Genomic DNA, 26,216 nt, shown 5'->3' with positions numbered 1-26,216 from the left:
CATCAAACACATCCGGTCGGTTTCGGCAGCCCTGCGATTTTGCAAGCTCCCTTTCCTGGGCCGCTGGGGAACAGGGCATAAATCGTTTGCAGGTCGCGGTGAACATCCTTCACCATCCTCCGCACCGGAGGCGCGACATTGAAATCATCGAAATACTTGCGCAGATATTTGATGATCTCCCAATGCTCCTCTGTGAGCTCGACCTCCTCCGTCTTGGCCAGGAAGTTGGCCACCTCTTCGTCCCACATGGACGCGTCTTCCAGAAAGCCGTCTTCGTCCAAGGGAATGTGCCTGTCTCCTACAACTATTTCCGCCATTTTTCTTCCTCCTTTGAGCTTAATAAATTCAGCGCCTAATTCCAGAGAATCAAGGCAAAAGTTTAGTCAGAAGCCTGCTTGCGTCCTGCGAATCACCCCCCTTCATGGTCGCTCGCTTTCACCGTTGCATCCTTTTCAGCGGCCATCCGCACCAGCCAGCCAAAGCGGCAAGCCCCGGATAAGTGCCCGCTCTCCCCCGCTAAGCTCGCTCTTCCCGAACCCCCAGCACCACTTTGTAGAGGACAGTCAAGATCAAGAGACCGATGGCATAAACACCGATTACGATCATGATCTCGGTAGCAGTGGGAGCGTATTGTATCACTTGCCCGAAAGGATTGGGCACAAAACCTGCCAGAATGAGATTCACACCTTTATCGATCCAGGCGGCAAGGTAGACAGCCGCCATGGCAAAGGGCAAGATCACTTCATTCTTCCGGGTGCGCGGAATTACCAGCAAAGCGATGCCCAGCAGGGCCAGGACCGCCGCACTCCACATGAAAGGAACTAAGCTGTGTTTTCCGTCCAGTCCCCAGAAGAGGTATTGAAATGCGGCCATGTCCTCAGGGATACGGCTGTAGAAAGCGGTGAACACTTCCAGCAGGAAGAAGAAGACATTCGCAATCATGGCATAAGCGACAATCTTAGCCAGGGCTTGCAGAGCTTCCTTCCCCACTTTAAAGCTGGAGACTTTGCGCAGAATCAGCAGAAAAATCACTAAGAGGGCCGGGCCTGCGGCAAAGGCTGAGGCCAGGAAACGGGCCGCCATGATCGCGCTCAGCCAGAAGGAACGCGCGGGCAAGCCGGAATAGAGGAAAGCGGTGACCGTGTGAATCGAGACCGCCCAGGGGATAGCTATATAGGCCAGAACCTTAACCCAGTGCGGATGGGGAAAACCCTTGCGCTCCGCGCCTAAACTCGTCCAACCGATGATGAAGTTCAGCAGAAGATACCCGAATAAGACGCACATATCCCAAAACATCATGGAGTGCGGCGTCGGGTGCAGGATGACGTTCATGATCCGCATCGGCTGGCCTAAGTCGACGAAGATGAAGAGAATACACATAACCACACAGGAAACCGCCAGGAATTCACCATAAATGACGATGTCTTTAAACCTCTTGTAGTCATGCAAGTAGTACGGAATCGCCACCATCACCGCGGAAGCGGCCACCCCGACCAAGAAGGTGAACTGAGCTATATACAGCCCCCAGGATACATCCCTGCTCATTCCGGTAACGCCCAGGCCAATCTCGAACTGCCGCATGTAAGCCAGAAAACCAACCAGGATGAGCAGCAGCAAGAAGACAATCCAAGCCCAGTAACGTCTGCTTCCGCTTAAAGCTTTTTCAAGCACCGGCTCCGCCTCCTCCGACCAGATAGAACACCGACGGCCCCGTCCCCAGCTCCGGTTTGCGCCGAATGGCGTAATGAGTATCCAGGATCTTGCGCACATCCGACGTCGGGTCATCCAGGTCGCCGAAAACCAGAGCGCCGTTCGACGCTTCAACACAGACCGGCATCAGGCCCTGATCCAGGCGTTCCATGCAGAAGTTGCATTTCTCCACAACTCCTTTGGTACGGGTCGGGAAGTCCGGATTTATATCCTTAATATAAGGCCTCGGATCCACGAAGTTGAAACTCCTGGCCCCGAAAGGGCAGGCTGCCATGCAGAACCGACAACCGATACAGCGATGGTAATCCATCCCCACAATTCCGTCCGGCCGTTTAAACGTCGCCTGAGTCGGGCACACCCTGACGCAGGGCGGATTTTCGCAGTGGTTGCACATCACAGGGAAGTTCTCCTTCTTGATCGCTTCCGGCAAATACGGGTCGTCCACACCGTAAAAGGTCCTCTCGAAGGGCTCCTCCCAGATCCATTTGATCTGATGCTTACTATCGGGACCGAAATCCGGAATGTTATGGGCCTTGACACAGGCCTCCTTTACACGCCGGAAATCCTCCTCAGTTTTGAATTTGCTAGCGTCAACCACCATAGCCCAGCGTTTCGCATGCAGTGCTTTAGAGCTCACTCTCGTCCCTGCGACATCAGTTCTCGTCTCGGCGGCCGCGGGCTTCGTCTTCGTGAGTACATCCAGCGTCAAACCACCGCCAAGGCCGACGGCGACCGCAGCGCCCAGCTTTAGGAATTCACGCCGTTCGATCTTCATTGCGTCGCTCCTTTCTGATGGCACTCCCAACAATACGGTGTTACCCCGACATAGGTGTGGCACGTATTGCAAAACTGCTGCTCGTTGGAATGGCATTTAAGACACGTATTCTCCAGGCTGATTGTGAACTTCTGCCCTTGGCTGTTCACATAGGTGTACTCGCCGTGGCGCAGAGCTTGATCACGCCATTGGTTGAGCAGTTGCATGTGATACGTCCGCATGAATTGCTGTGATCCCACACATTGTTTAGTCGCCAGAGCATTAATGGCCGGCGTGTTCAAGGATGGATTCGGCTGGGCATCCGCTTTGCCGATATTAGCCAGAAAGGGGGAAATCAGCAGGACGACAAAGATGAAGAGCCCGGCAAATATTTTCTTCCCACCGTAAATCATGCCTCAGCACTCCTTTCCGGCAGCGGCTCACCGCGCATGTCGGTTTCGCGTTTCTTTTCGCCTTTCATCACCAAGGCATTCCCCACGAGTTCATGGACACCGCACACGCCCACGCCCGGCACCCAGTAATCCATCAGTGTCGGCAGAGCCACCCGGTCAACTGCGCAAATATTTGCCAACATGTTGACCCCGTGCTTTTCCTGAACATACTTGACGGCGTTGGCCCGCGGGAATCCCCCGCGCAGCCGCACTTCCATGTTTTCCCCCGGATTGAGCCCCGCGCCGCTGCCACAGCAGAGGGTTTTTTCCCGGATGGTATCCTCCGGCATCTCAAAGAAATTATTGCAGACGTTCTTGATAATATAGCGCGGTTCTTCCAGAATGCCCATGCCTCTGGCCGGATTGCAGGAGTCATGGAAGGTCACCCTCAAGTTGTCATTCCGGCTGGGATCCAGCTTGATTTTATTGTGGTGAATGAGGTCCGCCGTAAACTCGGCGATGTGCACCATCTTCGTGGAAGTCGCATTTGTGAACTTTGTCCCCGTAATCGGCGAAACCGGCTCCTCCAAAAAATCCGCCGGACCGTTCCAGGTGTCCATATACTGGTTCAATACCCGCCACATGTGACCGCATTCACCGCCTAAAATCCATTTGACCCCCAGGCGTTTCGCCTCGGCATAGATCTTGGCATTGAGTCGTTTGGCCATCTCATTCGAAGTGAAGAAGCCGAAGTTTCCTCCTTCGCCGGCGTAGGTACTCCAGGTATAATCCAAACCCAATTCCTCAAATAACATCAAATAACCCATGCAGGTATACATTCCCGGGTCCGCGTAATAATCACCCGACGGCACCACAAAGAGTATTTCGGCCCCTTTACGGTTGAACGAAGGGGTAATATGAATACCCGTCAGCGTCTCGATATCGTCCACTAAATACTCTATATTGCTCACCATGGTATGGGGTTCGAGTCCGACATGATTCCCTTTCATATAGCAGTTGGCCACCGGCCCCGAAATCCACTCCGTATTGAGCCCCAGGAGATTGAGCAGTTCCCGCCCCATAATCGTGATCTCAGCCTGGTCAATACCATAGGGGCAAAATACGGAACAGCGGCGGCATTCAGTGCATTGATAAAAGTAGTACCACCACTCCTTCAGCACATCAACCGTCAAATCCCGCGCTCCCGCTAAACGGCCGAAGAGCTGCCCCGACTTGGTAAAGTACCGCCGGTAAACAGAACGCATAAGTTCAGCCCGCAAAACCGGCATATTCTTCGGGTCGCCCGAACCCATGTAGAAATGGCACTTGTCAGCACAGGCTCCGCAACGGACACACACATCCATGAAGAGCCGGAACGACCGGTATTTGCCCAGACGATCCGCCATCCCCGCCAAGACCGTATCCTTCCACTCCTCAGGCAGTTTCCAGTCTTCCTCGCCGGGAGACCAATCGCGGGCATTAGGAAACCCCACGGCTTGGAGATCCTTACCCTTGGCGCCATGGCAGTAAGTTCCAGGCTTAAAATCTACCGGCAAATCCATCCACGGCGTTTTAGGAGGCTTGTAGCTGATTTGTAATAACTCATCCTGCTTCGGTAGTTTCGCCATAACTCTTTCACTCCGTTTCCACTGGAACTCCGGCTTTCTTCATCTTCTCCTTAAACTCGGCCTCATACTCGGCATAGGAGTGGACGTCGACCGGATAATTCCACGGATTTATGTGCCTGACCCTTCGGCTGTTGTTAGCCATGTTACGCGTCGGGCTGAGGAAAATCCCCCCCGCGTGCATTAATTTACTCCATGGGAAATAGGCAAACAGGCTGCTGACCAAGAAAACATGAATGAAAAAGATACTGCCGATATCCGTAGGGACCGTCGGTCTCAAGGTCACAAGCCCCAGTGCCAATTCTTTTACACTCACGACGTCCACTCTGAGGAAATAGCGCATGAGAATCCCAGACGTGACTATTCCTAAGAGGAGAAATAACGGGAAGTAGTCGGACGCCAGCGAAATATATCTGACTTGCGGCACAAAGAGCCTGCGCGCCAGGAGATAGAGCAAGGCGGCCACAATTATAATATCTGTAATGTAAAGGATGGGAAGACCTATTTGGAGAAAGCTGTCCAAGCCGTCGAGTCCCCGCACAAGTGAAGGGACGGGATCCAGGAAGAAACGGAGATGCCTCAGGAGGATGATTAACATAGACCAATGGAAAGCGAGCCCACCCAGCCACAGCCATTTCGCTGAGCCGAAGCCCAGTTTATCTCCTCTTTTTTCTGTCTTCAAATTGCGAAAAAGCGAACGAAAGAACAGTATCTCCAGGATCATCCTTCCCACGACTCCGGCCGTTCCCGAAGGATTCTCAATCTTATTGTGCTTGATCCAAGGCAGGGATTTCTCCTGACCGCAGGTTGTGGGAATACAGAAAGGCACCGGAGAGCGCCCCCACTTTAAAATGCGATAGATAAAGCCAAGCGCGAAGATCAGAAAGGCCAAATAGGGTATACCCACGCCGAACACGGTATACAGCCCGGCAACCCCCGTCCCCAGCCAGGCAATGAGAACCAGCGCCACTACAGCCAGTAAAGAAGACCAGATTTTCATCTCACACCTCATTTCTCCTTAGGGGTTACTGGTTTTGATCTGATTTCCGGTTCTCTTCCGCTCGTTCGCCAGGCCTGTTAAATCCGGAAATTCTTTTCATCTCATTCATTCTCAATTCGAAAATCTGTAAGCGACAGCTTTCGTAAATGTCGAAACTTAAAAGGGCCAAAGCGTCAATCCGGTCTTCCAATTCGCGAAGTTCCCTCTGCCCGGATTCTCCGGTCCAATCGCCCGGAAGCGCCGAACGGATAATTTCTTTTAAACCGAAGATAAACCCCACCGCGTTGGAAGGAGTTAAATCCTGAACCGCCCGCAGGCGAATTATGCCATCAAGAGGCTTGACAAAATTATTCGGATTGGACCCGGTCAGCAACTCCGTCAGAATTTCCGCCGCATTGTGGGCTATCGTATGGACAGCTGGATTACGGAAACGGCCTTCCTCGTCCTGCAAGACCTCGGTGGCTCCCGCAGGATAGGACCCTTCGATGCTGTCAAGCCACTTCTTGAGCAGTTCAGGTGATTTCTTATCAAGGATTGCGCCAATACTTTCGATAGCCACCTTCAGCACCCCTCTACCGTGGAATTTGAAACCTGCAACCGGAGACCGGGAGTGACCGCACCCACCCTCACTTTTCCGGTTTGGGTCGCCGGGCTCAGGCACGCTCCCGTCCAAGCGGGATCGCGCCTGAGCTGCTGAAAGAGCCTAACATTACTGGGGAGGCTTGACTTTTCCTTTCAGGGCTACGAATGTCGTCGTAATATAGAGATATTCCACCTTGTCTTCCATGGCCAGTTCCTTGACCGCCAGGTCAACATCTCCTTTGGGCACGCCGATTTTGGCAGCGATTTCCTTGCTCTTCGCTTTCTCGACTGTGTCCAGATAGGCCAGAACTTTTTCCTTTACTTCAGGGTTGGCCGGTCCTTTTTCCATAGGGTTTACACCCCTTTCTTTTAAACACGGGCGCTGGGCCTCAACCCACGCCCACTGTCCCGTACCGGATCCTTGTCCTCACATCTGAGCCTGACAACCGTGCGTCACCCCCGCCCGCTTCAGTCGGGTGGGCTTGTGCGCAGCCCAGGGCATTCTGCCCCGGATCTAGTATTTGAAAGCAGCCGTCGTGCGGAACGTCTCTCTGGAGAAGATGAAGTCGTCAATGTGTTTGTCTGTGAACGGAATTTCCGTCAAGCTGAAGAATCTCTCCCACCCGATGCGTTCAATCCATTCGCCAACCCTTTCACCTTTGCGGGCGTTGTTCAGCCAGGTTTCGACAATATGGCGAACCGCAGCCGTAACCTCCGGCCAACGGGGCGGATTGTTGGGCAAGAAGGGAATAACCAGGCGTGAAAAGCTGGGAGCGGTACGGGCGTTGGAGACCTTCCCTCCAACCAGAATGGCAATACCGTCATTCTTGGCATCAAGAATCTCCATAGCGGGAGACATCGTATAGCAGTTGCCGCAATACATACATCTCTCTTCGTTAACCACGACGCTCTTGTTCTTCGGGTCGGGGCGAATCGCGCCCGTCGGGCAGGCTGCAACCAAGGTCGGAATCTCCGTGCCTTTCCGGATCTTTTCGTGGTCAACCCGGGGAGGAGTACGGTGTACACCCAGAATGGCCACATCGCTGCAGTGAACCGCACCGCACATGTTGAGGCAGCAGGCCATGGCGACTTTCAGTTTCGCCGGAAGGTCTGTCCGACCGAAATATTCATAGAGATCATCCATAACCGCCTTAACAATTCCCGAAGCGTCGGTGGCGGGCGTATGGCAATGGACCCAACCCTGGGTATGAACAATATTGCTCAGGGCGTTGCCCACGCCGCCGATCGGATATCCTTTCGCTTCCAGTTCCTTGATTAACGGCTCGACTTTAGCTTCGTCGCTGACCAGAAACTCAACATTGTTGCGGCTGGTAAAGCGCAGATAGCCGTCACAGTAGCTGTCTGCCAGGGCGCAGATATCCCGGATATAGTCAATACTGACTAAGCGGGGCGAACCTACCCGTACACTGTACAGGGCATATCCCTTTTCACTGACATGTTTCAAAACTCCGGCGCGGGGAATTTCGTGGTATTTCCATTGACCATAATTTTCCGTAATAATCGGCGGCAGCAATTTTTTATAATCGGGCGGCCCACCATCAATTTTTGACATAGTCCTTCACCTCGCCTTTTTTCTTAACCTTATTTAACAATTTCATCTTGCGGCCAGAAGACATAAGGATTAGCACGCGGTCTGAACACCATCTGCGGCACGGGCGGCAACCCTACTTCACGCAGGAACTTGGTCATACCTAAGCGATAGATGAGCTCACCCAAGCGTTCACGGGTCTTGCCGTTCTCATCCCACCAATCCCAGATCCTGGCAACCATCTCTTTGAACTCGGTATAAGGAGGCTCCATTTTCATGAAAGGAACGATGACCCAAGACAGAAAGGCGGACTGGACGATAGTGGATTTCCCGCCCAAAAGAATGGTCGCCCCTTTCTCTTTGCCGGGTCGGACGGCTTTCGGCATGACATTGATGCAGTGCATGCAGCGCGAGCAATCCTCCGCGATGACATGGAGCTCTTTCTTCTCGTGGTCATATTTCAAAGCGCGAGTCGGACATTTGTCACAAACCATCCCCTGGATATCCAGGCCGCTCTCCGCATAGGCCTTGACCTGATCCTGATCGACTTGAATCGAATCGCGCCAAGTTCCAATGATGGAGCAGTCGGCACGAGCGATAGCGGCCACACAGTCATTGGCGCAACCGGACATTTTGAACTTGAATTTATAGGGCCACATCGGCCGGTGCAGTTCGTCCTGGTATGAATTTGTCAAATCATAGCACAAAGCAAGCGTATCGTAGCAGGCCGATTCGCAACGGGCCGGCCCGACGCAGCAGCTTGGGGAACGCAAGCAGGACCCCGATCCGCCCAAATCGAACCCGGCGTCGCTCAGTTCGTCATAGGTCTTCTGCAATTCTTCCGTCTTCATGCCGAGGAAAATCAGGTCTCCGGTCGAACCATGGACATTAGTCAAGCCGCTGCCATGCTTCTCCCAAATATCGCAAAGGGTACGCAAAGTTTCCGTCTTGTAAAACCAAGCACTGGGCGCGTTAATCCGCATGGTGTGAAACTCGGCCACGTGAGGATACTCTTCCGGAAGATCCGTGTAACGGCCGATAACTCCGCCGCCGTACCCTCTGACACCCACGATCCCGCCATGTTTCCAGTGACCCCTCTTGTCATCATAAGAGCGCTCCAGCAGATTCAGCAAGTCTTTCGCCGACTCATTCCGGATGGCCGCCTTCTTTATTTCGGTCACGAAACTGGGCCACGGTCCATGTTCCAGCTCGTCCAGTTTTGGTGTCTTTTTATCCGGCATAACACGACCCCCTATTCATTAAAATTTTTGGATAAAATTATTGGATAGTATAAAACTCGACGGTCCCTACATTTCTGTGATAGAAACCGCTCCGCTTGGGCAAACGGATATACAACTTTCGCAACCCATGCACTCCGTTTCGTCGCCTTCAACGAAAGCCTTTTCTCCATTGAATCCGAGAATACGCGCGGGACAACCCTCCGTACAAGAGTTGCACCCTGTGCACACTTCCTCATCAATCGACACGATGTACATTTCCCTTACCTCCCATCTGGCTCCGATTCGATTCAGAGGCTTACAGAAACTTTGCTTGCTCTTGTGCGAATAAGCACTTTGTTTACCTCTATTAAACCTCCTCCCAGTCTTGCTGTAAAATAAATAGTTTTAATTTCTATAACAAGATATTTTGATTGAACCTGTACACACGTGTGCAAGCGGACAAGAGCAAGCGTGTGGACTGCGAATTTTCATGGTTTTGAAAACTCCGGACACTTGGTGAATCAGTTCACAACGACGGGTATTCTACACCTCCACCCACTTATTATTATACTTATCATAAACTGTCGCCCTACCTTAAAGACTAAGCCAGTTTTTAAGCCATGTCAAATTCTGTTTTCTGATTGCGGCAATAACAAAAAACTATCATGTACCATTTGGTTCAAACCTATATCATTGTCATGAATTTGGAATCAAAGACTCGTGAATCTCCGTCCCGCGAGTTTCCGCCGGCCATCACTGTCCGCGCTATCCGATAAATCTCCCATCCTTCGGACAAACTAGGATAGGTAAATCCTGAAAGGAGGGTTCAATTTTGCCCAAGAAAAAAATGCCGGGACGCCCGGCCAACCCTGACCCCAGGCCAACTCCCCTAAACCCGACCGGCAGCGCCAGCATGGATTCCCGTGACAATCACGGGCTGAGCAAAGACGAAGCCTTACAGGGCAAAAAGTAGTTTCTCCCGGGAAAACGACTCTTTCCTGGGAAAAGCTTCTTTCTGGGAAAAACTTCTTTCTGGGACAGACGTCTCCTTCTGGGAAAAACAGTCCTTTCCGGAACAAACAGTTAACTTATACAAAGAAGCGAATCCCATACAAAGGAGCTAGTCCCACAGAAAGAAGCTAATCCCGTACAAAGAGGTTAATCCCATACACCCAGACAAAGGTTAGTCCCGTACGAAGGTTAGTCCCGTAAAATGGTTAGTCCCGTAAAATGGTTAGTCCTGTACAAAGAAGTTAATCGCATGCAAAGATGTTCCCAGACAAAGATGTTAGCCCCAGACAAAGGTGTTAACCCCAGACAAAGGTGTTAACCCCAGACAAAGGTGTTAACCCCAGACAAAGGTGTTAACCCCAGACAAAGGTGTTAACCCCAAACAAAGGTGTTAACCCCAGGAAGTCTTGCTCCCCTGAAAACTTCGCGGGGGAGGGAATTTTACAAAATAGATCCCAGACCGACACAAAACGTCGGTCTTAAACGTCTATATTAATAGACGGGCATTTCCGATGATTTTTTGCCAAACAATTGAACACCCCAGCGAGACGACCGCGCGAGAAGCTATCTTTTAGGTCCGCGTCGGACGCACTCTTCCCGAACTCGAAGTATTCTCGGCTCTCGAAGTATTCTTGGCTAATGATGGGGCCGCCTTTGCGGCTTCCTTTCAGGGTTACATGTGCACATTGCGGAACACCTAAAGATAGGAGGGTAAGAAATGGGTAATTTCGACTTTCTCGTCACCGCAGTCACTTTTTCTATTTTGGGCTATGGCCTTTGCTATCTCGCCTTCAAAGGCGATGCCGGACACGAAGATGAGACAGCTCAGCCAAAGGAGCTTAACTCTCCCTGAAAGGAGCCGCTCCGAGCCCCGCCCCGTGAAAAAACTCCAGCCACAGACCGGATCCCCGGAAAACCTCCGCCCCCGTGAAGAAACTCCAACCACAGACCGGATCCCCGGAAAACCTCCGCCCCCGCAAAGAAACTCCAGCCACAGACCGGATCCCCGGAAAACCTCCGCCCCCGTGAAAAAACGCCAGCCACAGACCGGATCCCCGGAAAACCCCTGCCCCCGTGAAGAAACTCCAACCACAGACCGGATCCCCGGAAAACCTCCGCCATGAAGGAAATCCCGTGAACCCCCTTCCCTCCGCGACTAGCCGCGCAAACTTGTTTGCACTTCGGCGTAGGCGATTTCCGCCTCATCTTCTTCTACGAACCAAAGACACCCTTCTTCCGAACACCGACTATTATAGGTATGGACCAAACCGCCGGCCAAAATCTCCCGACCCCAAGCCACGAAAAATTGGGCAGGAGAATTGGCCGGATTCACTCCCGTGCCGAAATAAACAGAAACGCCATGAACTTGGGTCTTCTCCAAGATATGAGCTTGAGTGGTCCCGCAGGGGTTCAACTTTTCATACCTCTTTTCTTTTCAGACGACGACAAAATTCGACCGTTCCCACCCTTCCTGCCCACTCACTAAATGTCGGAAGAGTACGCTTCCCGCCGGAAGATACCTTAAAGACCAAAAAAAGACCGAAAATCGAGCGTCGCCTTCAGGGTTAGCGTCTCAGTGTGGCCACCAGTCTTTTCGGGTTTAACAGCAAGCCCAAGGCATCCTCAACCCGGTTCACCGCCACATCGGCTGCCGTCAGAGCCCGGGATGAGCAACCTTCCCCGCCGATGATAACGACACCCAGGGCCGCCCGTTTCAGCATATCCTCGTCATTAGACCCGTTCCCCACCGCCACCACCTGGCGTTCACCGAACCGTTCCAGATAAGCGGCTTTTTCGGCCGTGTGCTCTTTGCTCCGCAGTACTTGAATGGTCACGGGCAATTCCCGGCACTGCTGATTCACCGTACCGAAAGTATCCGAAGTCAGGATGTGAACCTCCAAGCCGTACTCTTCAACCAGGCGCCGAATTCCTTCCGCGACAGGGCCGAGCATTTGCCCGTCCACAGCCAGGGTCCCATTGTAATCGAAAACCGCCACCTCCAAGTTCAAGGCTCCCCGTCCGGGAATATCCAATCCAATCATAATGGTCATCACCCCCGTCCCGTCATAAGTTTGAACTCCGGCTTTCACTGACATCGGGCATCCCTAAGCTTGCCGCCCCGATGACGCCGGCTAAATCCCCCAGCTGAGCGGGTACTATCTTCACCCGGTTCGCGACATACGCCATGGCGCGCATCCGGACAATTTCCCGAGCCGGAGCCAAAAGGGACTCACCGGCCAAAGCCATTCCTCCGCCGATGACTACGCACTCGGGCTCAAAGAGGTTAACGAGCGTCACCAGTCCGACCCCCAGGAAACGCCCGGCCTCCGCCAGAACCTCCCGGGCAATTCGATCGCCGGCAGCGGCAGCCTCACTCACTACCCGGCCGCTCAAAGGCTCGCGCAAGAGGGTAGGCTCGCCGGCCGCCAAAGCATGCCTCAGAGCCTGCCCGGCCTGACGCACCACCGCTCCGGCCGAGGCCACGGTTTCCAGGCAGCCGCTGCCGCCGCAGGCACAGCGTTCACCTCCGAAAGGAACGACGACGATGTGCCCCGCTTCCCCAGCTCCGCCGCTGGCACCGCGAAGCAATTTCCCCTCAACAAAAATACCGGCACCCACACCCGTACCCAGAGCCAGACAGATGGCATTCCGGCTGGACGCCGCCGCACCGTAACGTTTCTCCGCCAGTGCGACACAGCGGACGTCATTTTCCAAATAAACCGGCAGGCCCAGATCCCAAATCTTCAGGGAATGAATGACATCGACATTGTACCAGCCCAGATTGACACATTCCCGGGCTATTCCATGCTCCGCATCGAGGACCGCAGGCAGCCCGATCCCCACACTGCCAATCCGGGGGTCCTCTGTCGTCCATTCCCTGATCTGAGTTGCCAATTCCCCAAGGATGCCGTCCGCTCCCCGTTCCGGCCGGGTCTTTTCTTTCTTCTCCCGCAGGAGGTTTCCGTCCTGATCCGCCACCGCATAAACGATATTGGTGCCCCCGACATCGATACCGATATGATGTTGTTGAGAGTTTTCTCTGCCCATGTTTCGTCCTATTCTCCTAAATCAGAAATATGGAAATCCGAGGCCCTGCCGCTGGCCTTCGAAGTTAGCTTCCGCCATTCGATTTACCTTTGGCCATTCGAGCTGCCTTTGTATGGTGAAAGGCTTAACAAGCGATCGAGATCTTGTTTGGAAGTGCAAAAAGGAAGTTTGTACCCCAATGATACCACACATGCACAATCGTCACAACCGCTCCCGTAAACCTGTGCCACCACGGCCGCAATCAGCCCGTGCGGGAGCAATGATCGCCACAACCGTTCCCCTAAGAAGCCTTGCCTGGAAACCGGCCGAGAGGTCAATTTGATCGCCGGCACGGGCCAAGACCGTCCCCCACTGCCAAAATCGTAAGGGGATTGACTTGACGGCTGTTTAGCTATTTAAACGTGATTTACGTGTCATGATGTCGAACACAACAGCTAAAACCAGTATCAGACCTTGTATCATATATTGAACAGAACTCCCAAGTCCCATCAAATCCATACCGTTAGTCAGCGACGCCATAACTAAAGCACCTATTAATGATCCCGTAACCTTACCCACTCCGCCACTGGCAGAGCATCCGCCGATAAATGCACCCGCAATTGCTAAGAGCTCAAAACCTGTACCCCCTGTTGGTGAAGCACTTTGCATTCTTGAAGCAAACAGTATCCCTGCGAGAGCTGTCAGAACTTCCATAATAACAAATACGTATATTGTAACTTTTACAACACTAATACCGGAAAGCTCAGCTGCTTCGGGATTACCGCCAATGCCATAAATATGACGCCCTAACGCGGTTTTGTTCAATAACGTCGAAAATACGAAAATAACAAGGGCGACAATGACCAGTGTCCAGGAAATACCGCTATTTACCGCCAAAACAAGTATTAGGGCTGTAATCATCGCGGAGATAAAGACAAGTTTAGCGAGAAAGAATGCTGCGGGCGAAACCTCAAAATTATACCTTTTCTTGGTGTTGCGCTCTTTAATTTGAAAGTAAATAAACAACAATATACCAACCAAACCAATCACAAGGGTTGACACAGTTAATCCGGCTATTCTGCCGAAACTCGGTATAAATCCATTGCCTATTTGATTGAAAAAGTGATCAGTGATATTAATTGTACCGCCTGATTGGGTCGCAAATAAGAGCAAACCGTGGAAAGATATCATCCCCGCGAGAGTTACAACGAACGACGGAATACCCACTTTAGCAACTAAGAAGCCGAAAATCAAACCAATAAGCGCGCCAAAAGCCAATACAATAATTATGGCGGGAATGGCCGGGATATTATAGTTCGTTATCAGAATGGCGGCAATGGCTCCTAGAAAACCAGAAAGAAAACCAACAGATAAGTCGATGTGGCGAATAATGATTACAAGCGTCATGCCGGCGGCCAGAACCGCTATATAACCTGTTTGATTTATCAAATTTGAAATGTTATTAGGCGAAATGAACGTACCACCCGTTAGTGCCGTAAATAAGATAAATATTACGGCTAAAGCGATAAACATACCGTAATCACGTATGTTCTTTCTAAAAAGTTTACTCAGCTCATCCATCATATACCTCCATAAAATATCATGCCGTAGCCATTTCCATAATTTTTTCCTCTGTTGCGTCTTTAGCGTCGAGAACGCCGGTCATAGTTCCATCAGACATTACGTATATTCTGTCGCTCATGCCCAATATTTCAGGCAGCTCCGAGGAGATCATGATGATGCTCACGCCTCGTTTAACAAGTTCATTCATAATGGTGTATATCTCAAACTTCGCTCCAACGTCAATTCCACGCGTCGGCTCATCCAAAATCAACAATTTCGGAGCGGAAAAGAGCCATTTTGCCAATGAGACTTTCTGCTGATTTCCACCGGATAATGTTCCAACACTTTGCTCGATGGATTGAGCTCTGATTCCAACTTCGTCGAAGAACTTCTTAGCGACATGTACTTCTTCATGTTCATTAATAAAGAAGCCTTTGAGCAGCTGTTTTAGATTTGCGAGTGTAGTGTTAAATTTGATATCTTGAATTAAGATAAGACCATTACCTTTTCGATCCTCGGTGACATATGCTATCTTTTCTGCAATGGCTCTCTCTGGAGAGTTAAAAGTCCTTTTAACTCCGTTAACGTATAAGGCGCCTTTTGTATCATAATGCTTTGTGTTGCCAAAAATGCTGAGCGCCATTTCCGTACGTCCCGCACCCATAAGTCCGGCAATTCCAACAACCTCTCCCTGCCGGACATAAAAATCAATATTGCGGAGAATTTTACGTCCTTTGTTCGGGTCGAATGCTGTCCAATTCTTTAATTCGAAACATACATCCCCGACCTTGATGCCTTTCCTTTTGGGATAAATATCCTTTATCTCTCGTCCGACCATATATTTAATGATTTCGCTTTCCCCAACTTTCCGCTCGGTAGCATCAATGGATATAATTGTCTTCCCATCTCTTAACACAGTTATTGAATCGGCAATAGAAATAACCTCTCTCAATTTATGAGAAATCATTATACAAGTTACGCCTTGTTCTTTTAAGCCTCTCAAAATCTGAAATAGATTGTCGCAATCAACTTCACTAAGCGCCGCGGTCGGCTCATCCAAAATTAAGAGTTTGACGTTTTTGCTTAAGGCTTTTCCTATTTCAACCAACTGCTGAACTCCGACACCCACATCTTTTATTTTAGTTTCCGGGTTAATATTTACGTGAATTCTTTTGAGCATTTCTTTGGCTTGTACAATGGTTTCGTTCCAATCAATAAATTGGCCTTTTCCTAGTTCATGTCCAAAGAAGATGTTCTCGTAGATTGTGAGTTCCGGTATTAAAGCAAGCTCTTGATATATTATCGCGATTCCCGCTCTTTCACTATCCGAAATCTTATTAAAATGCTGTTCAGTAGAATCTAAAATGATTTTTCCGCTAAAAGTACCTGCCGGATAAACACCGGAGAGGATCTTCATTAACGTTGATTTGCCGGCGCCATTTTCACCAACTAAACAATGGATTTCTCCACGTTTAACTTTGAAGGTTACGCCATCGAGTGCTTTAACGCCGGGAAATTCCTTCACGATATTATCCATTTCCAAAATGTAGTCGATATTTCCCAAAGGTTTCCTCCTCCTAGATCAAATTTATAAGGGTACGATAACCTGCGTTTATTCATACCCTTATAAATTCTTATTTGTAGCTAATATCGCTGAAGCTGAACAAGTCCACTACTTGACAGGATTAACCTTACCGTTAGATACAGTGTACAATCCTGAAGAATTGATAACGCTTTCGGCATTTGCTTTTGTAACAATAGTTAAGGGAGCTTTTGTTGAAGGTACGTCAACTTTGCCATTATTGTATGTTGTTACGATGACTGATGGCTTCGTATTATTTTTGACGGCGTTGACTATTTCTTTGACGTCGTCAACGAGGTATTTGTCTGACTTCCAAACTGTCATACTTTGTTTGCCATCTAAAATGTATTGCAGTGAAGCCTGTGTGAAGTCTTGACCTGTTGAGTAAATTTTGCTGACTGCTTTGTCTGCCCTGAATGTATCTGTGATCGCACGTGATGTGTCATCATTTGGAGCAAGAACATAAACTGTACCTTTTTGAGCCGTTGTCGCTTTTGCTAGATTAGCTTGTGCTAATGTCTTAGCAGTCGCCGGGTCCCAGTTTGTTGTGATCTGGCCAATAATTTGAGCTAATTGAGCATGTGAAAGCTTTGCTGTGTTCTTCAAGGAATTGGCGACACTTGAATTTTCAATTACGAAGGTGCCATCGGCAATTTTTGGTTGAAGAATGCTCCAAGAACCTTGGAAGAACAAAAATGCATTATTGTCCGAAAGAGCACCGGCGTATAAGTACAAATGATTACCTGTGCCTTTAGCATGATCAACTAAATATTGAGCTTGAGCCGCGCCGACGGCTTCGCTGTCAAACGTTACGTAATAATTAACATATGGCGTATTCATTATAAGCCTGTCGTAGGAGATAACTTTGATGCCTTTAGCGTGTGCTTCGTTAACTTCAGCCGCAGCCGCTGTTGCATCTTGCGGGCAGATAACGATAACCTTAACACCCTTCGATATTAGGCTTTCAACGTTTGTCTTTTCGGTGGCTGTGTCACCGTTACTGTAGAGGATTGTTGCGCCAGGGAGTACTTGTTGGAATTCCTTTTGTGCCATTGGCCATCTTGATTCAGCCTTTGTCGGCAGGACAATACCGACACTTGCACCGGCACTTCCTTTTGTGGCTGGGCCATTGGGGCTTGGACCATTTGCACTTGCACTGTTTCCGCAACCTGCCAATGCCAGCGTCGTCAAGATGACTACAGATGCCACAAGACCCGATTTGAAATTTTTCTTCATTGTTACTTCCCCCCAGATTACTTATTTTAGTATATATTCGCGCAGAAAGCTCAGTTCACCTCTGGTCTATTTTATTTGTATAGGAGAGACTTATCTAAATTTACAAAAAAGATGACCCGTAAATTTTTGCGATTCACTGGTCATCTTTAACCTTAGGTCCCGCTGCCAAGGCCGCTGCCGGTTACCCCCATTTTGGCGGCGGGCACGGTCTTGGTCATCCCTAGCTTTACTGGTAAACATCATCCCGATTCTGGTAACCGTCTTTCAACACCGTGGCATCCAGGTTGGACCGTTCAACGGCTATTGGGGTGATAAATTGATAAGGCACCTGGTAGGTTCCGTCGGACATCTTGTCTTGGATGCCGAGCGGTTCCCCACGGGCGAGCTTCATCGCCATCTTGATGGCGAGGGAAGCCAGTTTATCAATCGGCTTATAAACCGTCATGAGCTGAGTACCCTGAACCAAGCGCCTGCAAGCCGCCAGGTCGGCGTCCTGACCGACGACCTCTACTTTCCCTGCCAAGCGGTATTCGGACAAAGCCTCGATGGCAGCCCCCGCCAAACTGTCGTCCCCCGCCAAGACCGCCTGAACATCCCTGTTTTTCTGCAGGACGCCATCCATCTTCCTGAAGGCCAACTCCTCAAGCCAATTGGGCGTAAAGTATTCCGCCAGGATTTTAATTTTGCCGTTTTTTTCACTCGGACCCAGCACACTGTCATAGCCTGCCTTAATCTGCAAGGAGTTGTCATCATTGGGGGCCCCGTTGAGAATGACATAATTCCCCGTCGGCCTGGCCGCCAGCAGGGCCTTGGCCATGAGCCTGCCCACTTCCTCATTGTCAAAGGAAAGGTAAAGGTCAACCCCAGCATCCAGCACCAAGCGGTCATACGAAATTACCTTCACACCCGCTTTGTGGGCCATGCTCACAATTTCCGCCGCTTTTTTCATGTCATTGGGCACGAGGATGAGTACCTTAATTCCTTTCCCGATCAGGTATTTCACTTGATCAACCTGGTCTGTATCATCATTGTTGGCATTCTGGACATAAACCTCGGCTCCGGCCTCTTTGGCTTTGGCCACCATGATGTCCCGATCATGCACCCAACGCTCTTCCTTCAGCGTTCCCAAAGAAATGCCGATTCGGATCTTTGCTTTTGGCGGTTGCTGAGCCACAGCCTGCCGGGTCGGCCTGCCGTACCAAACCCCATAGAAATTAAAAGCCGTTAAGAGGATGAGGATCAGCAACAAGATATTTAATCCGTAGTTCTTGTTAAAACGCATCATGGCCTCCGCTCGCCAACCCCCGGTATTCTGAGGGGGTCAATCCTGTCAGTTTTTTAAAGATCTTGCTGAAATAATTCGGATCTTTGTAGCCCACCAGACAGCCCACCTCCTTTATGCTGACTTCCGGACTCGCCAAGAGTCCCTTGGCCCGTCCGACTCTAATTCCAGCCAGATAATCCGTAAACGTTTGCCCAGTATGCTGCTTGAAAAATTTACTAAAGTAATGATAACTCATGTTCATCATTTGGGCGGCGTCATCAAGTTTGAGGTCGGACGCGTAATTCTTCTCCACATATTGAACCATACGCAAGGAGGCCCTGGCCATTTTCTCCTCTTGCAATTTTTTTAACCTTTTGGTGAGCGCCAGCAAGCTGCCACCAAAAGCTGCACTGACCAGCTGCCAGTCTTCGTTCTCGAGGCAGGCTAAGAGTTGGGCCTCACCTTCGGCTTCCGAGATTCCCTGGTAGGACAAGGCGCGGGTGAGGACCACAACAAGTTCACTCAAGCGCCGCTTATAACCTGCACTCGTCAGGATACCTTGCTGCTGCCCGCCGAAAAGTTCTCGGTACAATTCTTCCACGCCGGCACTGTCCCCGAGCACTACCCTGTCAATGAGCAAGCGTTCCTTCTGCAACGAGTAAAGGGCATATGTTTTGACAAAGGGAAACGTATCGCTGATATGAAAGATCTCCTCACCGCTCTGGCCTTGAAGTGCCCCGCTTTCGACGGCGCGCTCCGCCTCTTCATATCCCTTCAAAAATTCCGCCAAGGAATGAGCCCGCCCTATCCCCAAGAGACAGGACAGCGGCCCAGCGCTTTTCACCTCCCGTTTAACGGCCTCGGCCAAAGCAATGGCCCTGTTGCGCAGTTCATACTCGTCACTCCCTTCCGCCGCAGGAATAAAAGCAACCATCCTATTTAATGTGGCCGCCCCGACCAAACACGCGCTGCGGCTCTTCAAAGCAAACCTAAACGCCTCAAACAACGCGTGCCGCCGGAGCGAGAAGGCGACCGGGTCACTGCTCTTTTCGGGACTTTCCTCTAATTGCAACAGGATTAGGTAGCCCCGCTTCAACTCTATGCCAAAGGTTCCTTCATAAAAATCCAAATCGGACGTAACTTGGTTGCCTAACAGCAGTGAGTAGAGAAATTCGTTTTCCAAGTGTACAGACAGCTTGGCAAATTGCTCCTTCAAAGCTGCGCTGCGTCGGACGGTTTCCAGTTTTTCTTCCAAAAGCCCAAAAGCCTTGTTGAGCACTTCCACTACCCGCTCCTTGCGAATGGGCTTGACCAGATAATCTAGGACATTGAGCTGAAGTGCTTCTTTGGCGTAATTAAAATGGTCGTAGGCCGTGATAATCACAAAGATTAAATCCTTATGCAGGCCGCGAATTTCCCGGATAGCCTCTATACCGTTCAAACCCGGCATGCGAATATCCATAAAAACCAAATCCGGTTTAAAAGTCTCGGCCTTTTCAATCGCTTCCGAGCCGGAAAAAGCACCCTCCACCGCAAAAGTTCGGGGCAGGTGACGGTTAACGATGAACCGTATGGATTCCAGAACAATCGGTTCGTCGTCGACCACTAAAAGTTTGTGCAAGGTTCCTCCCTCCTCCGGCTTCGGCTCAATGGTCAGAGTGCCATCATCATTGGCTGTACGCCTTCCGCCCACGTTATTCCACCTCTTTCCGCCTCCGGCTTCTGACTTCCGGCCTCTGCCTTCGGCTCAATAGTCAGAGTGCAATCATCACTGGTATACGCCTTCCGCCCACGTTATTCCACGTTATTCCACCTCTGTCTGGCCTCCGGCTTCTGACTCCCGGCCTCTGATTCCAGGCAGACTCAGACACACCCTGGTTCCCCGGCCGGCTTGCGAGTATATCTCAAGCAGGCTGGCCCCACTTTGTCCGTAGAAAATCTCCAGTCTCTGCCGGACATTGTACAGCCCGATTCCCATTCTCTCCTGGCCGCTTTCTCCCTCTGCCGGGGGGCGGCGCAGTTCTTCCAGCCTTTCCTCGCTGATACCTTGCCCGTTGTCTGTGACTTCCACTTTAGTCCGCTCTCCGTCCCGGAAGACACGCACTTTAAGCAGTCCTTGCCGAGTCACGTGTTCCAAGCCGTGAATAAAGGCGTTTTCCACCAAGGGTTGTACGATTAACCCGGGAACAGGCTGGCCCAGAGCTTCCTCATCGATCTCGAATTCGAATTTTACGCGATCTTGGAAACGCGCCTTGAGAATGTAAGCGTAGGCCGAGACATTTTTTACCTCGTCACCCAAAGTGACAGGGCTTTCCCAGCCTTTGAGGCTGTAGCGAAACAGCTCCGAGGCTTGCTGAATAAACGTGTAGCTCTTTTCCGCCTCCTCCAGCATGGCTAATTGAGCGGCATGGTTGAGGGTGTTGAAGAAGAAGTGGGGGTTTATCTGGGCTTGCAGGGCCTTATATTCCGCATCCCGGAGCAGCGTCCGCATGCGCAGATTTTGCATCTCTTGTTCCCGCAGGCGATTTTCCGTCACGGCCTTCTGCCTCATGTTGGCAAGATAGTTTTGCAAACTAACCACCATTTGATTGAAGGTCTTGGCCAGAATTCCGATCTCGTTATTTGGAGGCGCAATTGACAATTTCACATCAAAATCTTCCCGGGCAATCCGCTGGGCCGCCTCGGCCAATTCCACCACGGGTTTGGTAATCCTATAGGTAAAAACGAAAATGAGAACGACACTGAGCCCCAGAGCGAAGATGATCAAGCTCAAGCCAATCAGCATACTCACCGCTACTTTTTTTTGCAAGCCCTGGTATTTCAAGGTTTCGCTATTAAGAGTACTGTAGATGAGGTCATTCATAACCTTGTGAATGTAGCCCGCAATCTGCTTGCTCTCCGCCTGATGACTCAGCCCAAGGCTAATCATGCCGCCCCGGCGGGCATAGACTGCGGCGTCCGCCTCATGCAAAAACGCTTTGGTCATATTGTACACATCTTCAAGCTGCAAGCTGCGCTCGTCTGTACCCACCTTCAACCGCCTTTGCTCCATCAGCGTTTGCAACTTGTTGTTCGCGCTGTAGTAGTTCATCAGCGAGTAGGAAGATTGGGTGGCCAAATAATCCTCAAGGTCCGCCTCCAAGTCATTCATGGCCGTGTAGAGGTTATTCACGTACTCATAGTCCCGGAAAATATCATTCGTCTGCCGCATGACCAGATGAGCCTCATAATAAGAATAGGCGGAAGCTGAGGACAAAATCAACACAACGGCCAAAGCAAACAATACCAGTTGTCTTCTGATCCCTGTCAGGCGGAAATACCTCTGCCATGTCTTCATGCTATCTACCCGTTTCCAGCGGGAACCGGCTGCCTTTCCTTGTTGCTCAGAGTGCTCCGGGTCACGATGCTGATCCCTGTATCGACCACCGATGACGTGTGATTCTTTTCCTTCAGCTCAAGCAGCGCTTTAATGCTATCGTAACCGATTTTGAAGGGGTTCCCCGCCACGACACCGTAGATAACACCTCGTTGAATGTAGCTGTCAATTTCAGGCGACTGTCCATAACCTACAATGGTTATGCGGCCAACCTCGTTGGCATTGATCACGGTTTGAGCCACCCCAACCGAAAAAAGGGGATCCACACAATAGATGGCATTAACGTCTTGCTCACGCAGAATCGTCTGGGCTATCCCCTCCGTATTGAGTATGCCGGGCTTGGACGTGAAGATCTTGGTCATCCGAGCGTCCGGCGCCTCTTTCAAAGTGGTCAAAAACCCGTTTAGCATACTGTTTTGGGCCGCCGTGTCGGTTTCCGCATTCCCGCTCATAATCACAGCCACCCGGGCTTTGCCGCTGGTTCCCTGAATGATTAGCTTGGCCGCCTGCTCGCCGACTAAGTAGTTGTTGGCCCCGATAAAAGATTCCCTGTCGCTGTTCTTGGCGTCGGTCTCCACCGTCACGACGGGAATTCCCGCCTTGACCGCACTGTCAATGGCCTGCACAACCGCGGGATCATTGGAGCCCTGGGCAATGATTCCGTCTACGCGGGATAGTCTGGCAATCGTGAGATAGTCCTGAATACGCGCATTATCCACAGTGTTTGGTCTATTGAACTCCACCGCCAAATTGGAGGCGGTGGCCGCTTGCGCTATCCCTTTTTTCACTTCCGCCCAGAAAGGATCGTTATTCCCCGGAAAGACCGCATAAAAGTGATACCGCGGCAAAACTGCATGCTCCACAGTCGCCTTTTGCCAGCGCAAGCTGAGGAACCATCCGTTAGCAACAAGGAGTACAACGATCAAGGCCAGGGTAAATCCGCCGGCCTTTCTCCCCAAGAGACGCTGTATCCAGCCGTTCATGCCGATCCGCTCAACTTCATTCTCCTCCGCCCCATTTTCCTCGAGTCATTCTCCTCCGCCCCATTCTTCTCGATGCCATTCTCCTCCGCCCTATTCTCTTCAACTTTATCCCTTGGCCTTGTTCTCCCCTTCTCCGTACCCCACGCTGACCGCCATTAACGGGAGGACTGGTAGCGCTCAGGTAAACTCTACGTTCTCCTCAATCCAGCGTCTGAAATCTTTCACCTGCGCGAAAGTCGCGACAGCTTCCGTATCGGAAATTCCTTCGGTTCTGGCTGTGCCTGACCAGGCCGCGGCCAGAGAAATCGTCCCGACTTCATGCGAATCTTTCATATCTTGCGGTGTATCACCGAGATAAGCCACTTCGGAGGGGTCACAGCCCCATATTTCCAACACCTTTTTGATCCGTAAAGGTTTGACGGGGCCCTGCTCGGAGCCGGTTTCCACCACTTCAAAATATTGAGCGAGCCCCGAATGTTTCAGTGAAAGTTCCATACTGCGCGGTCCCTTGCCGGAGACGATTGCCAGCTTCACCCGTCTCTTTTGCAGTAAATCCAGCGCCTCCGCGATGCCGGGAAACGGCTGGGCATACTCGGGATGAACTTTATCGTATGTTGCCAGATAGGTTGCCAAGCAGTCTTCCCATTTGTCCGGGACGAGTCTCTTAAAAATCCCCTCCTCCGAAGGGCCAAAGAGTTGATCAATCTCCCGATCACTGTAGTCACGATTCAGATACCTGCGGAACACCGCGCGAAAACTGAGATAACAGACAGGCAGTGTATCCAGCAACGTTCCGTCCAGGTCACAGATCATTCCTTTAAGTCTCATTTTTAAGCTCCTACCGCAGTTTTTCAGCCAAGCGGCTGTAAATTTGATAGTTCTCCCGGTCATAGCAGACAAAGAGAACCTTCTTGATTCTGTCTTCATTTTGCAGGAAGCGCCGGATTTCGTCAATGGCTAGGCGGGCGGCTTCCTCTTTGGGATAGCCGTAGACTCCGGTGCTGATGTTCGGAAAAGCAATGCTCTCAATCCCGTTCTCCTGTGCCAGTTTCAGGGAGTTGCTGTAGCAATTTCTCAGTTTCTCGCTCTCTCCTTGCTTTCCGCCGTGCCAGACCGGTCCCACGGTATGAATGACATATTTGGCCGGCAGATTTCCGCCCGTGGTGATGACGGCTTCTCCGGTTTCACAGCCACCCTGCTTTTGCCTAATCTTGACACATTCCTCCAGTATGGCCGAACCACCCGCTTTATGTATGGCCCCGTCCACCCCGCCGCCTCCCAGCAAGCTCTTATTGGCGGCGTTGACGATGGCGTCGACCGCCACTTTGGTAATATCCTCCTGCCATATTTCAACTCTCTTACTGCCAAATATTCCCATTTCCTTACTCATTACAAATACCTCCCCAATAATTAATTTTGTTCCTCCAATCCCATCCCAAATCGATTGCCCGGCGCCAAAAACCGGGGTGAATAGGCTCTCTGAGGCTGAAACGGGTCTTTGGGTTTGTGAAAATGGACCCGATGACCGAACGCTTTCCTTCCGGGCCCGGGCTTTCTCCTTTGCTGTGGCGTGGGGGTCTAAGCCCATGTTAAGTCATTTTGGGGGCCTGTTCAATATCTTCTTTTTGCCAGACACCAATTTAAACATCCGGGCATAATTTTTAAATATGGCCCGGAGAGGAGTGGGACGTTTGGAACCTGGAATGTTAGCATTGCTGGGGAGAGCGATCTCTCTGATGGAAAACCTGGGATTTCTTTGGGTTGTCCAGACCGGTTTTGAGCTGGACCTATGGCGTGAATTGGAAGAACGCCGGAGCTTGGAAGACTTAGCGGCCTTACATCCGACCTGGGACAAAGTCTTGCTTGACCATTGGCTAGAGCAAGCTTTTTGCCAAGAATTGCTGACAAAGGATAATCTCTCATATAGGGTTTCGAAGCTGGGCCGGGCGGTACAAACGTACCGCTCTCAAGGGCTGGAAGCCATGTTCCAGGAGTTTGTCCATCATTGGAACCCGGGGTTTGCAAAGTTGCCGCAATTACTGAGCAGACAGGGGAAGAAGCTCAATTTCGACCCGAAAATGGAAGAAGAACTAATATCGCAGGCCTCTTTGGCTTCAGAACCTTTCGTCTGGCCGTTCTTAAAACACAAATGCCAAAAGAGCAAATGGCAGCGGGTCCTCGATATTGGGTGTGGCGAAGGATTGTATTTAAACAAGTTGCTGGAATCTTGTCCTTCCCTCCGGGGGGTTGGCATCGAGCTTAACCCGGTTGTGGCTGACAGGGCCCGGAAGCATACCCGGTCTTGGGGCAGCCGCCTCGAAATAGTGTGCGAAGACGCACTTCATGCCGGTGAGGAGTTGGGAACTTTTGACGCCTGTTTACTGAACAACAACATTTATTTTTTCAGCCCGGAAGAGAGAAAAGAACTATTGAACAACTTGAAACGGCTATTGAAGCCTGCGGGAGAGATCGGAATCCTGAGTGCCTTGCGACAAAACGAACCCCAATTCAGGCGGGTATTTCCGACACAGGTTTCTCGAAACCTTATGAGCTTCTTTATAGCCTGCCACGAGGGATTTGAAGGACTGCCGAACGAAGATGAGATTAGAGAGCTATTGCTGGCAACCGGCTGCACCAATATCGAGGTGACCCCTTTGCCGTTCCTGGTCTCGCATTACTTCTTTGCGCGAATGCCGAATTGACCCTTTAAGACGCGTCCTTTCTCGGCGTGATTGCCCTCTTTACCCTCTTTAAAGCCACTGATTTTTAATCACTGGCTTTTTTCTCTATCTACGAACATCATAAATCTCTATAAATTATGTGAAGTGTCCCCTCGCCAAATGTATACATAATGCACATAATGGTCATACTGTACACTGTGTACATCGTATGATATATTGGAGGTGAAGGAGGAATGACAATGTTATCTGAACTACAGTTTACCGAAGCTAGAAACCAATTTTCTGCTCTTTACGATTCTGTCTTTAACTCTTTTAACCCTATTATTGTCAAAAGAAAACAGACAGAACAAGTTGCTTTGCTCAGAGTCGATCTACTAAAGATGGTCTTAGTATATTATAAACTTAACCCTGAAATTATTAAGGAAGATGATGGTTCGACTACCCTTGCCTTAGATTCTCTGGAACTGTACGCAAATAATTCGACATTAGATTTAGCCGCTAGCGATTTAATTGAAGACCTTAAAGTATATGCCCAAGATTATATGGATCGCTCCCAGCTTTTCCTTCAAGCGCCTAACCGTAAATCTCACTTCCCATATGTTTTAAAAGTCCTGCTTTGTGACAATGACGAAGAGCTTCTTGCACTCTTAGGACTATAAAT

27 protein-coding genes are annotated in these 26,216 nt (G+C 50.6%); 4 read left to right on the top strand and 23 right to left on the bottom strand.

Features of this window, described 5'->3' with window-relative positions:
• Nucleotides 1-2: 2 nt before the first annotated feature.
• The 11 genes from MNU25_RS03270 to MNU25_RS03220 form a co-directional block, all read right to left on the bottom strand.
• Complete coding sequence (locus MNU25_RS03270; protein WP_240983761.1) at nucleotides 3-317, bottom strand: TusE/DsrC/DsvC family sulfur relay protein; 315 nt, start codon at nucleotides 315-317, stop codon at nucleotides 3-5.
• A 199-nt stretch (nucleotides 318-516) separates the two neighbouring features.
• Entirely contained in the window at nucleotides 517-1,671 is a 1,155-nt protein-coding gene (gene dsrP / locus MNU25_RS03265) for a sulfate reduction electron transfer complex DsrMKJOP subunit DsrP (protein ID WP_240983760.1), read from the bottom strand.
• Nucleotides 1,664-2,485 carry a sulfate reduction electron transfer complex DsrMKJOP subunit DsrO gene (gene dsrO, locus MNU25_RS03260; RefSeq protein ID WP_240983759.1) on the bottom strand — a complete coding sequence of 274 codons (822 nt, stop codon included), beginning with the start codon at nucleotides 2,483-2,485 and terminating at the stop codon, nucleotides 1,664-1,666. Before dsrO ends, dsrP begins: the two co-directional genes overlap by 8 nt.
• Nucleotides 2,482-2,877: a sulfate reduction electron transfer complex DsrMKJOP subunit DsrJ gene (dsrJ, locus tag MNU25_RS03255; RefSeq protein WP_240983758.1), complete on the bottom strand. Its 396-nt coding sequence runs from the start codon at nucleotides 2,875-2,877 to the stop codon at nucleotides 2,482-2,484. The genes dsrO and dsrJ overlap by 4 nt, the downstream gene beginning before the upstream one ends.
• A complete protein-coding gene (gene dsrK / locus MNU25_RS03250) occupies nucleotides 2,874-4,484 on the bottom strand; it encodes a sulfate reduction electron transfer complex DsrMKJOP subunit DsrK (protein ID WP_240983757.1) in 1,611 nt (536 codons plus the stop codon). Before dsrK ends, dsrJ begins: the two co-directional genes overlap by 4 nt.
• 7 nt (nucleotides 4,485-4,491) lie before the next feature.
• The gene (gene dsrM, locus MNU25_RS03245; RefSeq protein ID WP_240983756.1) at nucleotides 4,492-5,481 is read right to left on the bottom strand and encodes a sulfate reduction electron transfer complex DsrMKJOP subunit DsrM; all 990 of its coding nucleotides are present in this window, start codon (nucleotides 5,479-5,481) and stop codon (nucleotides 4,492-4,494) included.
• Between the two features lie 25 nt (nucleotides 5,482-5,506).
• Nucleotides 5,507-6,040, bottom strand: a complete 534-nt coding sequence (locus MNU25_RS03240) for an RsbRD N-terminal domain-containing protein (RefSeq protein ID WP_240983755.1) — start codon at nucleotides 6,038-6,040, stop codon at nucleotides 5,507-5,509.
• Between the two features lie 150 nt (nucleotides 6,041-6,190).
• Nucleotides 6,191-6,412, bottom strand: coding sequence for a hypothetical protein (locus MNU25_RS03235; protein ID WP_240983754.1), 222 nt, complete (start codon nucleotides 6,410-6,412; stop codon nucleotides 6,191-6,193).
• Nucleotides 6,413-6,577: 165 nt separating this feature from the next.
• Complete coding sequence (dsrB, locus tag MNU25_RS03230) at nucleotides 6,578-7,636, bottom strand: dissimilatory-type sulfite reductase subunit beta (RefSeq protein ID WP_240983753.1); 1,059 nt, start codon at nucleotides 7,634-7,636, stop codon at nucleotides 6,578-6,580.
• 29 nt (nucleotides 7,637-7,665) lie between these two features.
• Nucleotides 7,666-8,853, bottom strand: a complete 1,188-nt coding sequence (gene dsrA, locus MNU25_RS03225; protein ID WP_240983752.1) for a dissimilatory-type sulfite reductase subunit alpha — start codon at nucleotides 8,851-8,853, stop codon at nucleotides 7,666-7,668.
• Between the two features lie 66 nt (nucleotides 8,854-8,919).
• Nucleotides 8,920-9,108, bottom strand: coding sequence for an indolepyruvate ferredoxin oxidoreductase subunit alpha (locus MNU25_RS03220; protein WP_047829220.1), 189 nt, complete (start codon nucleotides 9,106-9,108; stop codon nucleotides 8,920-8,922).
• Between the two features lie 556 nt (nucleotides 9,109-9,664).
• Between MNU25_RS03220 and MNU25_RS03215 the strand changes: the two genes are divergently transcribed.
• Nucleotides 9,665-9,805, top strand: a complete 141-nt coding sequence (locus tag MNU25_RS03215; RefSeq protein WP_240983751.1) for a hypothetical protein — start codon at nucleotides 9,665-9,667, stop codon at nucleotides 9,803-9,805.
• A 756-nt stretch (nucleotides 9,806-10,561) separates the two neighbouring features.
• Entirely contained in the window at nucleotides 10,562-10,696 is a 135-nt protein-coding gene (locus MNU25_RS20070; RefSeq protein WP_261487036.1) for a hypothetical protein, read from the top strand.
• A 303-nt stretch (nucleotides 10,697-10,999) separates the two neighbouring features.
• On the opposite strand, the gene MNU25_RS03210 is transcribed toward MNU25_RS20070, so the two are convergent.
• The 12 genes from MNU25_RS03210 to MNU25_RS03155 form a co-directional block, all read right to left on the bottom strand.
• Nucleotides 11,000-11,257 (bottom strand): hypothetical protein, encoded by a 258-nt coding sequence (locus MNU25_RS03210; RefSeq protein ID WP_240983750.1) that lies wholly within the window; start codon nucleotides 11,255-11,257, stop codon nucleotides 11,000-11,002.
• Between the two features lie 151 nt (nucleotides 11,258-11,408).
• Complete coding sequence (locus tag MNU25_RS03205) at nucleotides 11,409-11,933, bottom strand: HAD family hydrolase (protein WP_306425013.1); 525 nt, start codon at nucleotides 11,931-11,933, stop codon at nucleotides 11,409-11,411.
• Nucleotides 11,908-12,891: an ROK family protein gene (locus tag MNU25_RS03200; protein ID WP_240983749.1), complete on the bottom strand. Its 984-nt coding sequence runs from the start codon at nucleotides 12,889-12,891 to the stop codon at nucleotides 11,908-11,910. The genes MNU25_RS03205 and MNU25_RS03200 overlap by 26 nt, the downstream gene beginning before the upstream one ends.
• A gap of 387 nt (nucleotides 12,892-13,278) precedes the next feature.
• The gene (locus MNU25_RS03195; protein ID WP_240983748.1) at nucleotides 13,279-14,451 is read right to left on the bottom strand and encodes a sugar ABC transporter permease; all 1,173 of its coding nucleotides are present in this window, start codon (nucleotides 14,449-14,451) and stop codon (nucleotides 13,279-13,281) included.
• 19 nt (nucleotides 14,452-14,470) lie between these two features.
• Nucleotides 14,471-15,970, bottom strand: a complete 1,500-nt coding sequence (locus tag MNU25_RS03190; protein WP_240986705.1) for a sugar ABC transporter ATP-binding protein — start codon at nucleotides 15,968-15,970, stop codon at nucleotides 14,471-14,473.
• Between the two features lie 135 nt (nucleotides 15,971-16,105).
• Nucleotides 16,106-17,251 (bottom strand): substrate-binding domain-containing protein, encoded by a 1,146-nt coding sequence (locus MNU25_RS03185; RefSeq protein ID WP_240983747.1) that lies wholly within the window; start codon nucleotides 17,249-17,251, stop codon nucleotides 16,106-16,108.
• Nucleotides 17,252-17,477: 226 nt separating this feature from the next.
• Entirely contained in the window at nucleotides 17,478-18,536 is a 1,059-nt protein-coding gene (locus MNU25_RS03180; RefSeq protein WP_240983746.1) for a sugar ABC transporter substrate-binding protein, read from the bottom strand.
• Nucleotides 18,523-20,208 (bottom strand): response regulator, encoded by a 1,686-nt coding sequence (locus MNU25_RS03175; RefSeq protein WP_240983745.1) that lies wholly within the window; start codon nucleotides 20,206-20,208, stop codon nucleotides 18,523-18,525. Before MNU25_RS03175 ends, MNU25_RS03180 begins: the two co-directional genes overlap by 14 nt.
• A gap of 111 nt (nucleotides 20,209-20,319) precedes the next feature.
• Nucleotides 20,320-21,852: a sensor histidine kinase gene (locus tag MNU25_RS03170; protein WP_240983744.1), complete on the bottom strand. Its 1,533-nt coding sequence runs from the start codon at nucleotides 21,850-21,852 to the stop codon at nucleotides 20,320-20,322.
• Between the two features lie 5 nt (nucleotides 21,853-21,857).
• Nucleotides 21,858-22,874, bottom strand: a complete 1,017-nt coding sequence (locus MNU25_RS03165) for a substrate-binding domain-containing protein (RefSeq protein WP_240983743.1) — start codon at nucleotides 22,872-22,874, stop codon at nucleotides 21,858-21,860.
• A gap of 177 nt (nucleotides 22,875-23,051) precedes the next feature.
• On the bottom strand, nucleotides 23,052-23,702 hold the full coding sequence (locus MNU25_RS03160; RefSeq protein WP_240983742.1) for an HAD family hydrolase: 651 nt from the start codon (nucleotides 23,700-23,702) through the stop codon (nucleotides 23,052-23,054).
• Between the two features lie 10 nt (nucleotides 23,703-23,712).
• Complete coding sequence (locus tag MNU25_RS03155; protein WP_372503560.1) at nucleotides 23,713-24,252, bottom strand: O-acetyl-ADP-ribose deacetylase; 540 nt, start codon at nucleotides 24,250-24,252, stop codon at nucleotides 23,713-23,715.
• Between the two features lie 304 nt (nucleotides 24,253-24,556).
• Here MNU25_RS03155 and MNU25_RS03150 point away from each other — a divergent pair, with 304 nt between their 5' ends.
• Nucleotides 24,557-25,576 (top strand): class I SAM-dependent methyltransferase, encoded by a 1,020-nt coding sequence (locus MNU25_RS03150; protein ID WP_240983740.1) that lies wholly within the window; start codon nucleotides 24,557-24,559, stop codon nucleotides 25,574-25,576.
• Between the two features lie 212 nt (nucleotides 25,577-25,788).
• Nucleotides 25,789-26,214 (top strand): exoribonuclease R, encoded by a 426-nt coding sequence (locus tag MNU25_RS03145; RefSeq protein ID WP_306425012.1) that lies wholly within the window; start codon nucleotides 25,789-25,791, stop codon nucleotides 26,212-26,214.
• The last annotated feature ends 2 nt before the right edge of the window (nucleotides 26,215-26,216 follow it).

Origin of the sequence: Acididesulfobacillus acetoxydans, from assembly GCF_902729405.1 — a bacterium.
GTDB classification, from domain to species: Bacteria; Bacillota; Desulfitobacteriia; order Desulfitobacteriales; family Desulfitobacteriaceae; genus Acididesulfobacillus; species Acididesulfobacillus acetoxydans.
Note: the sequence above shows the minus strand (reverse complement) of the source record. Positions and strands in the feature narration are given on the sequence as shown.